10 protein-coding genes are annotated in these 15322 nt (G+C 70.5%); 6 read left to right on the top strand and 4 right to left on the bottom strand.

The annotated features are described in order from the left end of the window. The first annotated feature begins 61 nt into the window (after positions 1–61). Both ACZ3I3_RS07335 and kstD read left to right on the top strand, forming a co-directional pair. Positions 62–1156, top strand: a complete 1095-nt coding sequence (locus ACZ3I3_RS07335) for a sugar ABC transporter substrate-binding protein (protein WP_467363247.1) — start codon at positions 62–64, stop codon at positions 1154–1156. A gap of 109 nt (positions 1157–1265) precedes the next feature. Further along, positions 1266–3044 carry a 3-oxosteroid 1-dehydrogenase gene (kstD, locus tag ACZ3I3_RS07330; RefSeq protein ID WP_467363381.1) on the top strand — a complete coding sequence of 593 codons (1779 nt, stop codon included), beginning with the start codon at positions 1266–1268 and terminating at the stop codon, positions 3042–3044. Positions 3045–3054: 10 nt separating this feature from the next. Here the strand turns inward: kstD and ACZ3I3_RS07325 are convergent, their stop codons facing one another. From ACZ3I3_RS07325 to ACZ3I3_RS07315, 3 genes are all read right to left on the bottom strand, one after another. Further along, positions 3055–3714: a class I SAM-dependent methyltransferase gene (locus ACZ3I3_RS07325; RefSeq protein ID WP_467363246.1), complete on the bottom strand. Its 660-nt coding sequence runs from the start codon at positions 3712–3714 to the stop codon at positions 3055–3057. An 86-nt stretch (positions 3715–3800) separates the two neighbouring features. Beyond that, on the bottom strand, positions 3801–4040 hold the full coding sequence (locus ACZ3I3_RS07320; protein ID WP_467363244.1) for a hypothetical protein: 240 nt from the start codon (positions 4038–4040) through the stop codon (positions 3801–3803). Between the two features lie 170 nt (positions 4041–4210). Beyond that, positions 4211–4414, bottom strand: a complete 204-nt coding sequence (locus tag ACZ3I3_RS07315; protein ID WP_004984723.1) for a cold-shock protein — start codon at positions 4412–4414, stop codon at positions 4211–4213. Positions 4415–4733: 319 nt separating this feature from the next. On the opposite strand from ACZ3I3_RS07315, the gene ACZ3I3_RS07310 reads away from it, so the two are divergent. Beyond that, on the top strand, positions 4734–5582 hold the full coding sequence (locus ACZ3I3_RS07310; protein WP_356925282.1) for a menaquinone biosynthetic enzyme MqnA/MqnD family protein: 849 nt from the start codon (positions 4734–4736) through the stop codon (positions 5580–5582). Between the two features lie 92 nt (positions 5583–5674). Continuing rightward, positions 5675–7687 (top strand): serine/threonine-protein kinase, encoded by a 2013-nt coding sequence (locus ACZ3I3_RS07305; protein ID WP_467363242.1) that lies wholly within the window; start codon positions 5675–5677, stop codon positions 7685–7687. On the opposite strand, the gene ACZ3I3_RS07300 is transcribed toward ACZ3I3_RS07305, so the two are convergent. Continuing rightward, positions 7602–8267 carry a hypothetical protein gene (locus ACZ3I3_RS07300; RefSeq protein WP_467363240.1) on the bottom strand — a complete coding sequence of 222 codons (666 nt, stop codon included), beginning with the start codon at positions 8265–8267 and terminating at the stop codon, positions 7602–7604. The genes ACZ3I3_RS07305 and ACZ3I3_RS07300 overlap by 86 nt on opposite strands. Before the next feature lie 108 nt (positions 8268–8375). Between ACZ3I3_RS07300 and ACZ3I3_RS07295 the strand changes: the two genes are divergently transcribed. Then, on the top strand, positions 8376–10727 hold the full coding sequence (locus ACZ3I3_RS07295) for a protein kinase domain-containing protein (protein ID WP_467363239.1): 2352 nt from the start codon (positions 8376–8378) through the stop codon (positions 10725–10727). Between the two features lie 98 nt (positions 10728–10825). Then, entirely contained in the window at positions 10826–15307 is a 4482-nt protein-coding gene (locus ACZ3I3_RS07290) for an FtsK/SpoIIIE domain-containing protein (RefSeq protein ID WP_467363379.1), read from the top strand. The last annotated feature ends 15 nt before the right edge of the window (positions 15308–15322 follow it).

The raw sequence follows: 15322 nt of genomic DNA, 5'->3' as shown, positions 1-15322 counted from the left end.
CGCGATGCTCCCCCATCGGAAGGCACCACCAGTGAAAGCGCGTACCACCCGTCGGCCCGCTGTGCGTCCCCTCTCCATAGCCCTGGCGGTCACCGTGTCGGCCCTGTCCCTCGCCGCCTGCGGCGGCAGCGGGAGTGACGACTCCGCGGGCGTGAAGAAGGGCAACGACATCACGGTGGGTCTGCTGCTGCCCGACCGGGACACGGCGCGCTTCGAGAAGTTCGACTACCCCCTGATCAAGAACGAGGTCGCCGAACTCACCGAGAACCAGGGCAAGGTCAAGTACGCCAACGCCGAGGCGAGCGTGTCCAGACAGAGCGAGCAGTTCCAGAAGATGATCGCCGACAAGGTCGACGTCATCCTGGTGGACGCGCTGAACTCCAAGACCATCGCGTCGGACGTGCAGAAGGCCAAGGACGCCGGCATCCCGGTCATCGCCTACGACCGGCTCGCCGAGGGCCCGATCGACGCCTACGTCTCCCACGACAACGAACTCGTCGGGCAGGTGCAGGGCCGCGCCATCGTCGGGGAACTGGGCGACAAGGCCAAGAACAGCAAGGTCGTCATGATGAACGGCGACCCCGCCGACCCGAACACGGCACGCTTCAAGGACGGCGCTCTCGGCGAACTCCAGGGGCAGGTCGACATCGTCCAGCAGTACGACACCAAGGAGTGGAAGCCCTCGATCGCCAAGGCCAACATGAAGAAGGCGATCCAGACCGTCGGGCTGAACAACATCGCCGCCGTCTACTCCGCCAACGACGGCATGGCGGGCGCCGTCATCGAGGCGCTGGAGGAGGCGGGCGCCTCCAGGATCCCGCCGGTGACCGGGCAGGACGCCAACCTGGACGCGGTGCAGCGGATCGTGTCGGGGGAGCAGTACATGACCGTGTACAAGTCGTTCCTGCTGGAGGCGACGAACGCCGCGAAGATCGCCGTGGCCAAGGTCCAGGGACGCTCCATCGAGTTCGCCGCGCTGACCCGGGACACGGTCGACAGCCCCACGCAGAAGAACATCCCGGCGATGCTGGTGCCGGTGGTCGCCCTCACCAAGGACAACATCAAGGAGACGGTGATCACGGACGGGGTCTACACGGTCAAGGACATCTGCACGGCGAAGTACAAGGCGGACTGCGCGGCGATCGGCCTCGACTAGAACCTTCCACAGGCCGCCGTTGTCTGGCTCTTGACTTCGCAAGGTGCCCGCGCGACATTCCCCACCCCTTGAGGTGTCCCGTCGCGCTGGAGACGTCATGACCACTGACATGAACTCCGCACCATCGGCTGCTCCCCCTGGTTCCCCGTCCCGAAGACGAGTGCTGGCCGGTGCCGCGGGTGCCGGCCTCGCGGTCGCCGCCGGAGTGCAACAGGGCGCCCACGCCGCCGACTTACCCCCGCTCGGCACGTACGACGTCGTCGTCATCGGCTCCGGCGCGGCCGGGATGACCGCCGCGCTGACCGCCGCCGGGCAGGGCCTGAGCTGCGTCGTCGTGGAGAAGGCCGCGACCTTCGGCGGCTCGACCGCCCGCTCCGGTGCCGGGATCTGGATCCCGAACAACCCGGTGATCCTCGAGGCCGGTGTCCCCGACACCCCGGCCAAGGCCGCCGCCTATCTCGCCGCCGTCGTCGGCCCGGAGGTCCCCGCGGACCGGCAGCGCGCCTTCCTCGCCCACGGCCCGGCGACCATCTCCTACGTCATGGAGCACAGCCCCCTGCGCTTCCGCTGGATGGAGGGCTACAGCGACTACTACCCGGAGCTGCCCGGCGGCTTGCCGAACGGCCGCTCCATCGAGCCCGACCAGCTGGACGGCAGGCTCCTCGGCGCCGAACTGGCCCGTCTGAACCCACCGTACCTTGACGTCCCCGCCGGCATGGTGGTCTTCGGCGCCGACTACAAGTGGCTGACCCTGGCCGCCGTGAACGCCCGCGGCGCAGCCGTCGCCGCCCAGAGCCTGGCCCGCGGCACGAAGGCCGCGGCGCTCGGCCAGAAGCCCCTGACGATGGGCCAGGCACTGGCGGCGGGCCTGCGCGCGGGGCTGCGCTCCGCCGGCGTACCGGTATGGCTGAACACGCCCCTGAGCGACCTGCATGTCGAGAACGGCAGGGTCACCGGAGCCGTGGTCACCCGCGACGGCGCCCCGGGCCTGATCCGCGCCCGCCGGGGCGTGATCGTCGGCTCCGGCGGCTTCGAGCACAACGCGGCGATGCGCGAGCGGTACCAGCGCGGGCCGATCGGCACGGAGTGGACGGTCGGGGCGAAGGAGAACACCGGCGACGGCATCCGGGCGGGGGAGCGGCTCGGCGCGGCGCTCGACCTGATGGACGACGCGTGGTGGGGCCCGGCGATCCCGGTCCCGGGCCAGCCCTACTTCTGCCTCGCCGAACGCACGCTCCCGGGCGGGCTGCTGGTGAACGGATCGGGCAGGCGCTTCGTCAACGAGGCCGCGCCCTACAGCGACGTCGTCCACACCATGTACGACGTCCACGACACCGACCCGGCCATCCCGTCCTGGCTGATCGTCGACCAGAACTACCGCAACCGGTACCTCTTCAAGGACGTCCTGCCGGCCCTGCCCCTGCCCGGCTCCTGGTACGACTCGGGCGCCGCGCACAAGGCCTGGACCCTGGACGCCCTGGCCGCGTCGATCGGCGTCCCGGCGGCGGCCCTGCGCACGACCGTCGACCGCTTCAACTCCCAGGCACGGCGGGGCGAGGACCCCGACTTCCACCGCGGCGACAGCGCCTACGACCACTACTACACGGACCCGTCGGTCCTCCCGAACCCCTGCCTGGCGGCCCTCTGGCTGCCTCCCTACCACGCCTTCCGCATCGTCCCCGGCGACCTCGGCACGAAAGGCGGCATGCGGACGGACGCCCGGGCCCGCGTCCTGCGCCCCGACGGCTCGGTGATCCCGGGCCTGTACGCGGCGGGCAACGCCAGCGCGGCGGTGATGGGCCACAGTTACGCGGGCGCGGGCTCCACGATCGGGCCGGCGATGACCTTCGGGTACATCGCGGCGAGGGATATCGCGGGGGCGTTGTGAGGGAGTACTGCTAGGAAACCGGCTCGGGGGGCTTGCGGGCGACCAGGCACGCCTGGCGGACCGGCTCCCCGAGCGCCTCGTCGGGCTCCCGGACGGTCCGGGAGCGCACTTCGAACCCGGCGGCTTCCAGCAGGGCGGCGATCCGCTCCGGCCGCCGCCGCAGGAAGGTCAGCGCCACCCGGTGCCCGAAGGCCTCCTCGTAGCGGCGGGGCTGGTCACCGGCCTGGAAGCCGAGGAGCAGATGCCCGCCGGGGCGCAGGACGCGGTGGAACTCGGCGAAGACGGCCGGCAGCCGGTCGAGCGGGGTGTGGACGGTGGAGTACCAGGACACGACCCCGTCGAGCGAGCCGTCGGGCAGGTCCAGCTCCAGCATCGAGCCCTGCTCGAACCGCAGGCCTGGATTCTCACGCCGGGCGATCGCGAGCATCGACTCCGACAGGTCCACCCCGAACACGGACAGCCCCCGCGACGCCAGATACGCGGTCACCCGCCCGGGCCCACACCCCAGGTCGGCGACCTCGCCCCCCTCACCCACGAGCTCCGCGAACCCGTACAGCAGCCCCAGATCCAACGGCATCGCCACGCGCGGCTCACTGAAGCGGGCGGCGTAGTCCTCCGCCACGGCGTCGTAGAAGACCCGGGTCTCATCCACAAAGTCGAGGTCAGTCATCCTCCGACCCTATGGCGGGGCACTGACACCGCTGGGGGCTTCTACGGCGTCCCGTCGTCGCACGGCCGTCTTACCGGTCTACCGGTCTACCGGTCCTCGTCCGTCCGCCGCGCTCCGAGGCCCGCGCCCGCGCCCGCGCCGATCGCCGTGCCCAAGCCGAGTCCCAGGGCCAGACCGAGGCCGATGTTGTCGAAGACGGTCAGGCCGAGGACGAGTCCCGTCGCCGTCCCGAGGGACAGACCGAGGGACAGGCCCAAGGCCAGGCGCTTGTCTGCGGGGGTGCCGCTGTCTTCCCCGTCGTGCTCCGGGTCCGGGTCTCTCTGCATCCGGGCATCCTCTCAGGGCCACGGGACCAGGGGCCACGGGATCAGGTCCCACGGGATCAGGTCCCACGGGATCAGGGGCCAGAATTCGCCGGAAATTCACCGGAGGGCAAGGGGAGCAAAAGGCAGGAGCCCCGCCGCCTTACGGCGCGGGGCTCCTTGGGTACTACTGATCAGACCGGCGTGACGTTCTCAGCCTGCGGGCCCTTCGGACCCTGCGTGACGTCGAAAGACACCTGCTGGTTCTCCTCGAGGGACCGGAAGCCGGTCGCATTGATCGCGGAGTAGTGGACGAAGACGTCGGGGCCGCCGCCCTCCTGGGCGATGAAACCAAAGCCCTTTTCGGCGTTGAACCACTTAACGGTTCCGGTAGCCATAAGCCCTCCTTGGGCTCAAAAGGGTTGCCCTGCTCCAGAACCAGCAAGTGTGAAGATGAATTCTGCACAACTGCATACGTCTGAGAATGACGAGAGCCCGCGGTCACATGCTCCGCAGGCTCTGTACTGCAAGGGAAACCAAACTGCAACTTGCGACGAGCCTAGCACGCAGGCCCCGGAATGCAATAGGGGTCAAGATCACGTCACCCGAATGTTTGAACACCGTCCGCCGACTGGCGGTGAGGGCGCCGGCGACAGGTCCCGGACCCACGGCGGGGCCGGGCGCGGGCCCGTAGGCCATGAGGGCTAGCCTCACGATGTGGACAATCCTCGCACCCGGCCGCGCGTCGGCCACATCCAGTTCCTGAACTGCCTGCCCCTGTACTGGGGGCTCGCCAGAACGGGCACGCTCCTCGACTTCGAGCTCACCAAGGACACCCCTGAGAAGCTCAGCGAGAAGCTGGTGCAGGGCGATCTCGACATCGGTCCGATCACCCTGGTCGAGTTCCTCAAGAACGCCGACGACCTCGTCGCCTTCCCCGACATCGCCGTCGGCTGCGACGGCCCCGTCATGTCCTGCGTGATCGTCTCGCAGGTCCCCCTGGACCGGCTGGACGGCGCCCGCGTCGCCCTCGGTTCGACCTCCCGCACCTCCGTCCGCCTCGCCCAGCTGCTCCTCGCCGAGCGCTACGGCGTCCAGCCGGACTACTACACGTGCCCGCCCGACCTCAGCCTGATGATGCAGGAGGCCGAGGCCGCCGTTCTCATCGGCGACGCGGCCCTGCGCGCGAACATGGTCGACGGCCCGCGCTTCGGCCTGGACGTGCACGACCTGGGCGCGCTGTGGAAGGAGTGGACGGGCCTGCCGTTCGTCTTCGCGGTCTGGGCGGCGCGCCGTGACTACGCGGAGCGCGAGCCGGTCATCACGCGCAAGGTGCACGAGGCCTTCCTCGACTCCCGCAACCTCTCCCTGGAGGAGGTCGGCAAGGTCGCCGAGCAGGCCGCCCGCTGGGAGGCCTTCGACGAGGAGACCCTCGCCCGCTACTTCACGACCCTCGACTTCCGCTTCGGCGGCCCGCAGCTGGAGGCGGTCGCCGAGTTCGCCCGCCGGGTCGGCCCCTCGACCGGCTTCCCCGCGGACGTGAAGGTGGACCTGCTCCAGCCGTGAGCGGGCCCGCGCTCCCGCACTACTCTGCTGGGGAGTGCGCGCGTACGGGGTCCGGCGGGGGCCTGCGGGCGCCTACGGGGGAGGGTGACGCCATGCGGCCGCTCGAAGTCGACGAACCCACCGTCGTGGGGCCCTACCGGCTGCTCGGCCGGCTGGGCTCCGGCGGCATGGGCCGGGTCTACCTGGGCCGCAGCGCCGGCGGCCGCACGGTCGCGGTGAAAATCGTCCATCCGCACTTCGCGCTGGACGAGGAGTTCCGGGCCCGCTTCCACCGCGAGGTCGAGGCCGCCCGCCGGGTCGGCGGCGCCTGGACGGCACCCGTCCTGGACGCCGACCCGGACGCACGGGTGCCCTGGGTGGCGACGGCCTACGCGGCGGGTCCCTCGCTGTCGGCCGCGGTCACCGAGGGCGGCGCGCTGCCCGCCCACACCGTACGGGTGCTGGGGGCGGGGCTGGCCGAGGCGCTGGCGGCGGTGCACGACCTGGGCCTGGTGCACCGGGACGTGAAGCCGTCGAACGTCCTGCTCACGCTCGACGGGCCGCTGCTGATCGACTTCGGCATCGCACGGGCCACGGACGGTACGGCGTCCCTGACCTCCACGGGCGTGTCGATCGGCTCGCCCGGCTACATGTCGCCCGAGCAGATCCTCGGCAAGGGCGTCACGGGCGCGGCGGACGTCTTCTCGCTCGGCGCGGTCCTGGCGTACGCGGCGACCGGCGAACCGCCCTTCCCCGGGGACTCCTCGGCGGCCCTGCTCTACAAGGTCGTCCACGAGGAGCCGGAACTCGGCGCGCTGGACGGGCCGTTGCGGGAGCTCACGGCGGCCTGCCTGGCGAAGGACCCGGGCGCGCGGCCGGCCCCCGCCGAGGTGGCCCGGCGGCTGGCGCCCGAGGGCGCGGCCCGGCTGGTGGCGGGCGGGTGGCTGCCGGGGGCGCTGGTGGAGCAGGTGAGCCGGAGCGCCGTGCGGCTGCTGAACCTGGAGGCGACGGGTCCCGGGGCGGCCGGGGGCCCTTCGGGGCCGGTCGGTTTCAGCAGCCCGTCCGTGTCTGCGGCGGAGACGGGGACGCCGGCGGACAACAAGACGCCGGTGGATAGCGTGACTTCGGGTGGGGCGGTGGCGCGGGCTGGGGCGGTGGCGCCGGGTGGGACGGTGGCGCCGGGTGAGACGGTGACGCCGGGTGAGACGGTGACGCCGGGTGCGGCGGTGGCGCCGGGCGAAACGGTGGCGCCGACGGACACCGTGCCGCCGGGTGGGACGGTGACGCCGACTGGGGCGGTGCCACCGAGTGGGACGGTGCCGCCAGTGGAGGCGGCGGGGCCGGTTGGCGTGTTCGGGCCGCCGCCGGTGATGCCCGCGCCGGCCGTACCTGCCTCCACCGCCGAACCCACCGCCGAACCCACCGCCGAACCCACCGTCGAACCCGCCGCCGTACCAGCCCCGGCCCCCGTACCCGCACCCCGGGACGGCGGTCCGCAGGACGACACCGCCGTCCCGTCGTCCGCCGGCCGGCGCCCCGGCAGGGTGTCCGTCTCCGTGGCGGCGACGTCCACGCCGGAGGGCGGCGGCCGGGTGCGGAGACTGAGCTGCACCGTGGCGCTGGCGGTCGCCGGGGCGATGGCGGCCGTGACGATCGGCTCGGTGTTCGTGTTCGACCTGCTGCCGGACCGCACCTCCCACGACGACGACACGAGCGACTCCGGCGCGGGCACCGACTCTCCCCCCGCGGCGACCGCGAGCGCCGCCCCTTCCGGCGCCGTGCCCGCCGCGTACCTCGGCACCTGGGAGGGCCAGGGCACGGCCCTCGACGGCAGGCTGCCCCTCGGCACGTTCCGGATCACCGTCGAACGGGCCGCCGTGGGCCAGGATTTGGGGCGCCTGCGCCAGACCGACCAGATCGGCGGCGTCTGCGTCGACGTACTGACCCTGAAGCAGGTGACGAAGAAGGAGCTCGTCGCGACGTCCGTGGGCGCGAAGACCAACCACGGCGGCTGCAACCCGGCCCCCACGACCGTGCGCCTCACTCCGGTGGGCGACGACCTCCGGTACCGGTCGGAGAGTGAGGACTCGGGGCGTCCTCAGGCCCGGATGTCGAAGGTGCGGTAGCGGACGACCTGCGGACGTGCCGGCCGAACAGGCCGATGAGGAGCATGATCACCGCGAGGGTGGCGGCCAGGCCGACGGCCCACAGCCACGGGTAGTGCACATGCACCCAGCAGGGCCCGCCCTCGCTGTAGCAGTCGTAGTCCCAGTCACGGCGCCGCTTGGGCCGTGTGGTCGTGCCGATCACCCCGGCGACCAGGTAACACGCGGCCAGCCCGGGCAGCGACGCGACCGCCCAGGCCAGCGAACGCGGCTTGCTCTTCTTCCAGTTCATCCGGAACAGCGGTAGCACCCAGGCGAGGAAGACCAGCGGGGCCAGGGCGCCGACCGTGCCGGCGAAGGCGTACGCACCGCCGGGCCACGCGGGGGCGAATTCGCCCCAGAGCTCGTGGCCCCAGTACCACTCGAAGAGGGCCAGCGGCGTCAGCACGACGAAGCCGGCGGGGATCACCACGCAGCCCCAGGCACAGCCCCAGTCCCGCTTCTTCGCCTCGCCGGCGTTCGGCCGGCCGGGCCGGTGCTCGTACCGCAGCGCGGCCCCCGCCGCCTTCCTCCGCTTCGGCTTCGCCGAACTTCCGCTCATGGCCCCTGACTCTCACCTTGCTCAAGCGGTCACTACTGTGTCTGCGATAGCGAACACCATTAGATGCGACGAGCACACCACAGCGCGTGACACGGGGAAGGCCCACAAATGGAGACGCTGCAGCCGGACGATCCGACGGAGTTGGGCACCTACCGTCTCCTGCGAAGACTCGGCGCCGGCGGCATGGGGCGCGTCTACCTGGCCCGTTCGCCCGGTGGCCGTACCGTCGCCGTGAAGGTCGTACGGCCGGACCTGGCAGCGGATGGCGACTTCCGTGATCGCTTCAGACACGAGGTCGAGATAGCCAAGGCAGTCTCCGGCCGCTTCACCGCCCCTGTCGTGGACGCCGCCCCGGATGCGCCGCTGCCGTGGCTGGCGACGTCGTACGTGCTCGGTCCCGACCTCACGGACGTGGTCGCCGCGCACGGTGCATTGCCGGAGCGGACCGTGCGGGCACTGGCCGCTGGCCTCGCCGCTGCCCTCCAGGAGGTTCACGCGGCGGGATTGATCCACCGGGACCTGAAGCCGTCGAACGTCCTGCTGGCGGCAGACGGCCCGCGCGTCATCGACTTCGGAATCGCGCGCGCGGTGGACGGAAACCGCATGACACAGACGGGAGTCGTGGTCGGCTCACCCGGTTACATGTCACCCGAGCAGGCGCTCGGTAAGGATGTTGGTGCGGCGGGTGATGTCTTCTCGCTGGGGTCCGTGCTCGCGTTTGCGGCGACTGGCAGGGGCACGTTCGGTCACGGGGCCGTCTCGCATGCCTCGTTGCTCTATCAGGTCGTGCATGGCGAGCCCGACCTGGAGGGCGTACCGCAGCAACTGCTGGGCCTGGTGCGCGCATGTCTCGCGAAGGATCCCGCGCATCGCCCGGCTCCGTCGGAGATCGTCACTGCACTGGCACCACAGGGCGTCGAGGGCGTCCTCAGCGACTGGCTTCCGTCGGCGGTTGCATCGACGATCGCCACGCATGCGGCCGGAATCCTGGACTTGGAGGCACCGCAGCCGCCTCAGGCTCCGGTCGCTGTGTCCTTCGGGCCCGCACCGGCGATGGCGGGTGGGACCGCTGCGTCGGCGAGCACACAAATGCCGGGGTACGGGTACCCGCCGGCCTCTGGACATATCGGAACCCCTGCGGCTGCCTACGGCACCCCGATACCCGGCTACGCCACACCGCCGGGTGACGCGCAGACCCCGGGACAGGGGACGACCGCGCCAGCCCTCGCCACCGCCTCCACCGCCCCCTCCCGTCGCCGCGTCCTCGGCCTTGCGCTCGGCGGTGCCGCCGCCGTGGCTGCGGCGGGCGGGGCCGCCACTTGGTGGCTCGGCCAGGATGGTGACCCCTCCGGCACTGCGACCGGCACGAGTGGCGTCGGTGGTTCCGCGCAGCCCGTCGAGGAGAACTTCACCACCCCGCCGGCCGGAGTCGCCCCCCAGCCTCTGTGGCACGAGCAGGCGGCGGAGGACAGCACCACCACGGACGTACCGCTCCTCATTCATGACGGCCTGCTCCTCGTCAGCGGCGATCCCCTGGTGGCGTACGACGTGAAGACGGGGAAGGCCCGTTGGTCGAAGCCTGGCGTCTGTGCTCCCGGCTCCCAGCTCCTGTTCCGTGACGGCAAGGTGTTCCTGACCGATGGCGGTGCCGGGGGAGTCCTCGTCGCGCGTGATGTGAAGACCGGCGAGGAGGTGTGGCGCAGCCGCCTCGGCAAGCAACTCGGCATCGAGGGCACCATCGCCATCGACGACAAGAACGTGTACGTCACGGTGACCGACTACGCCCGAGCCGCGAGCGCCACCGAGTACCGCACTGCGGTCGCCGCGGTCAGCCACAGCACCGGTAGAAAGGTGTGGCTGCAGTACCGCGACTGGGGCACGAAAGACTACGACGTCCAGGGCACCGTCTCCGGCAAGTACCTCGTCTACACGGACTCCAACTACAACCTCACCGTGCGCGACACCGCGACCGGTGACCAGCTGTGGACCCAGAAGATCGGCGACGACTGGGCTTGGCAACCGTCGGTCGCGAACGGCCTCGTCTTTCTTCCCGGCGAGAAGCTCACGGCGGTCGACGCGGAGACAGGCAACACACGGTGGACGCTCTCACCCAAGGGACGCCGCGGCTTCAACAACCCTGCTGTCATCGACGGCGTGCTTTATGTCAGCGACTACGACCGCGGCGTATGGGCCGTCGACGTCAAGAGCTTCAAGCGGCTCTGGTTGTGTGAGGACCAGGACCGTGGCGGGCCGGAGACCTTCGTGAGGGTCGGCACGACGCTGTACTGCGCCTCCGGACCCCTGTCGGGAGGCGTCATCGCCCTTGCGGCCAAAACGGGCAAGGTGCGCTGGACCTGGACCGACGACAAGGACTCCGGCGCTCCGTGGCAGCTGGCACACGCAGGGAACCGGCTGTTGGTGACGAACGGGCCGGAGATATACGCCATGCCGGCAGTCTGACGCCGGGGCGCTGGGGAGCGAATCCGGGGACTGCCATAGTCTCCCTTAGCTGAAGTTAACGAACGTGGCCACAGGGGCCGACGGGGAGGATGACCACCATGCGGATGCTGGTCACGGTCGTACGCGAAGGCGGTGAGCCGGAGGACGTCGTTGTCACAGCCGACGACACCGCCACGGCAGGTGATGTCGCGGAGGTGCTGGCGCAGGCCATCGGACAGAGCGTCGTACCGCATGGCGGTGGGACAGGGAACGTCGTGGCCATGCCCGGCACCTCACTGGCTTCGCTGCCTGGCTACGGGACGGCGGTGACCGGAGCGCCGGCGCTGTGGGCCGATGGTGTGCTGTGTGATCCGGAGGCACCGGCGGCCGGAGTCCTGCGGGACGGCATGCGCGTCTCCGTAGAAGACTCGATAGGCCCGCTCCTGCGCAAGGGCGAGCCCGTCGGACAGTACGAGTTGCGCGTGGCCGGCGGTCCCGGGTCCGGGCGGGTGGTCCGGCTTGGGGTCGGCGCGGCCACCGCGGGATCGGCGCCCACCTGTTCGTTGCCGTTGCCGGATGCCTCACTGCCGCCGGTCGCCCTCCGGCTGACGATCGACCTCCAGGGCAACGTCGTGCTCACGCCGGAGACCGGCGCCGACATCCGGTTGAACGACGACCCAGTGACGGCCGGGACCCCTTGGCCGCTCGGCGGTGCCGTACGGGTCGGCGACTCGCTGCTCGTGCTCGACCAGGTGGCCGAGCCGGACGCGCACCTGTCTCCGATGAGCGAGGGCGGTCTCGCCTACAACCGTCCTCCTCGGCTGTCGCCCCTGCGCCCTCGGCGGCGGCTGGCCGTGCCGGTGCCCCCCACCAAGGGGGATCGCGCGCGTTTCCAGTTCATCATGGCCTTTATGCCCATGCTGTTCGGGCTGGCCATGTACCTCTTCACCAAGCAGATCTACATGCTGCTGTTCTGCCTGATGAGCCCGCTCATGATGCTGGGCCAGTGGATCAGTGAGAACCGCGAGGGCAAGAAGAAGCACAAGACGTCCCTCAAGCAGTACAAGAAGGACCTCGCGGCCTATGAGGCCGAACTCGTCACCCTCAGCAAGGAAGAACAGCGCGCCCGGCGCGAGGACAACCCCGACCCGGCCGAGGTCCTCCTCTACGCGACCGGCCCCCGCCGCCGTCTGTGGGAGCGCCGCCTCACCGACCCGGACGCGATGCAACTACGTATCGGGGTCGGCGCTCTGCCTTCCGACGTGGAACTCGTTTTCGCACGCGGCGGCTCGTCGAACGACGAGGAGCCCCCGGAGCCCCCGTTCCTTCCGGATGTCCCGGTCACCCTGCCCTTTGCCCGGCTCGGCGTGGTCGGCATCGCGGGGGACCGAGCCCGTGCCCTCGCCACCGCGCGCTGGCTGAGCGTGCAGGCCGCCGTGCTGCACAGCCCCCGCGACCTGTCACTGGTGTCGCTGGCTGCGACACCCGCCGCCGGCGCCGAGTGGCACTGGGCACACTGGCTGCCCCACACCAACCCCGATGAGGGACAGGACTGCGTCGCTTTGGTCGGCTTCGACTCGGAGGGCATCAGCCGCCGAGTCAACGAACTTCTGAACGAGCTGGCTCGACGCAAGGCGGCCCGCGAGCAGCACAACATGACAGGCCAGCTGTATCCGGACGCCAATGTGCTCCTTGTACTCGACGGGGCACGGTTGTTGCGGCGCGTACCCGGCGTTCCCCAACTCCTGGCCGAGGGCCCGCAGTACGGGATCTTCGCCCTCTGCATCGACGAGGACGAGCGGCTGCTTCCCGAGGAGTGCAAGGCCGTGGTGGCGTGGTCGCCTGACGCGGCCCACCACGTCCGGGTGCGCGGTTACGGCCTGGAGGCCGTCGGTGACGTCCTCGCCGACCAGGTGCCCTACGAATGGTGTGAACTCCTGGCCCGCTCCCTTGCCCCAATCCGCGATGTCAGTCGTGACGACGCGGATTCCGCCCTGCCCACCTCGGCCCGACTGCTGAACCTGCTGAACATGCCCAACCCGGCGGGCGTCGACGTGGAGCGCATCTGGCAGGCGGGTGGTTCGACGACGTCCGCACCCATCGGTATCGCCGCCGACGGCGTATTCGTCCTGGACATCCGCCGCGATGGGCCGCATGCCCTGGTCGCCGGTACGACGGGTGCCGGTAAGTCCGAGCTTCTGCAGACGATCATCGCCTCGCTGGCGGTGGCCAATCGCCCCGACGCCCTGAACTACGTCCTCATCGACTACAAGGGCGGCAGCGCCTTCATGGACTGCGCTCGCCTGCCGCACACTGTCGGCATGGTCAGCGACCTCGACGCCCACTTGACCGAGCGGGCCCTTGCCTCGCTCGCCGCCGAGCTGCATCGCCGGGAGAGGATCCTCTTCGACGCCGCCGCCAAGGACATCGAGGACTACAACGACACCCGCAAGCTCCGCCCCGAACTGGAGCCGATGCCCCGGCTCGTCCTGGTTATCGACGAGTTCGCGTCCCTGGTCGCCGAATTGCCCGACTTCATCGCGGGACTGGTCGACATCGCACGCCGAGGCCGCTCTCTCGGCGTGCACCTGATTCTCGCGACGCAGCGTCCCGCGGGTGTGGTGAGCGCCGACATCCGGGCCAACACCAACCTCCGCATCGCCCTGCGGGTGACGGATGCCGCCGAGTCGATGGACGTCATCGATGCACCGGACTCGGGCGCGATTTCGAAGTCGACGCCAGGTCGTATGTACGTGCGTTCCGGCGCCCAGTCACTCGTCGGTGTGCAGTCGGCCCGTATCGGTGGCCGTCGCCCGGCCACGGGGCAGACGGGCCCCAAGGCCACACTCGTGCCCTTGCCCTGGAACGCCTACGCTCGCCCGCTGCCCAAGCGGGAAGAGGCCGAGGACGACGGCACGATGGTCACCGACCTGGCCGTCCTCGTGGACGCGGTGCGCGACGGTGCGGAGCGGATGGGCTTTGGCGAGCAGCGCAGCCCGTGGCTTCCGCCGCTGGCGGAGTCCGTCACGCTGGAAGAACTGTCCACTTACGGTGGCGCACCGGCCACCACCCCTGGCGATGACGTGGCTCCCATCCCGTACGGCCTGATCGACCTGCCGGCGAAGCAGACTCGCATGCCGGTGTCCTTGGACCTGGTGCACGGTGAGCACACCCTGCTGCTGGGCGGTGCTCGTTCCGGCCGTTCGACGGCACTGCGCACGCTCGCCGGCTCGCTGGCCCGCAACACATCCCCGCACGATGTGCACGTCTATGCCATCGACTGCGGCTCCAACGCGCTACTGCCCCTGGTGCGTGTGCCGCACGTCGGCGCCGTCGTGACACGCGATGAGCCGGACCGGGTCCGCAGGCTGATCCAGCGCCTCCAGGTGGAGATCGCCCGCCGTCAGCAACTACTGGCGATGGAGGGCGCGTCGAGCGCGGCGGAGCAGCGCGCGGGAGCCTCTCCGGAGGAGCGCCTGCCCTGGATGGTTCTGCTCCTGGACAGTTGGGAAGGATTCGCGTCGACCTTCGAGAACTACAACTACGGCCAGTTGCTGGAAGCGGCCCAGAGACTCTTCCGTGAGGGATCCGCAGCGGGCCTGAAGGTCGTCATGACGGCCGACCGCAGTGGCCTCAGCGGTCACGTCTCCTCGGCCTTCGCCGACCGACTCGTCATGCGCTTCGCCGATCCGAACGACTATTCAACGGCCGGTCTCCATGCCCGCGAGGTCCCGAAGAACATGCCGCCCGGGCGGGCCCTGCGTATCACGGACACGGGCGTGGACGAGACACAGATCGGTCTGCTGGCGCCGGACCCGGCCGGCCAGGCCCAGGTCCGCGCGCTGCGCGAGATCGCGGAGGAGGCGCGAACGCGCTACGGCCGTGTCCCGGCGGGGCGCCGCCCCCTGCGCGTGGACGCTCTGCCGACGCGCATCACTGCGTCGGAGGCGATGGCCCTGGACCCGGACTTCGTGGCGCCGTCGCCGTTGTGGGCGCTGGTCGCCGTGGGAGGCGATGAACTCCACCCTATCGGCATCGACCTGGAGGAAAACGGACCCGGTTTTGTCATTGCCGGTCCACCGAAGTCCGGCCGTTCGACTGCATTGCTGTGCGCCGCCGAGTCCCTTCTGCGGGCAGGCACCCCCCTGGTGGTCGTGACACCTCGCCGGTCCCCTCTGCGGGAGCTCGAGGGCCGAGAAGGGGTACTCGGCGTGCTCAACGCGGAAAGCTCGGGCGACGACCTGGAAGAGCTCCAGGACCAACTCGACGGGCGGCCGTACGTCGTCGTGGTCGACGACGCCGAACTCCTCTATGACGCGCCACTGGACGAGCCGCTGGAAGGGGTCATCCGTCAGGGAGCCGACGGCGGCGTGGGCCTGCTTGCCGCCGGCACGACGGACTCACTGTCCGGACAGTACCGGGGCTTCGCAGTCGAGGCCCGCAAGTCCCGCAACGGCATGCTGCTGACGCCGCAAAGCACGTCGGACGGCGAACTGTTCGGCATCCGGCTGCCTGCGAACAGTGGGGGCGGGGCAGCCGGCAGCGGGCTGTTCGTGACGGGCGGGGCGTTCGTGCCGGTTCAGGCCGTGATGAACGGCTGACCGAGGGCCGATGAC

The sequence above is a fragment of the Streptomyces sp. NPDC016851 genome, from assembly GCF_055562795.1.
The sequence above is the reverse complement of the archived record's forward strand: the minus strand, read 5'-3'. Positions and strand labels throughout refer to the sequence as shown.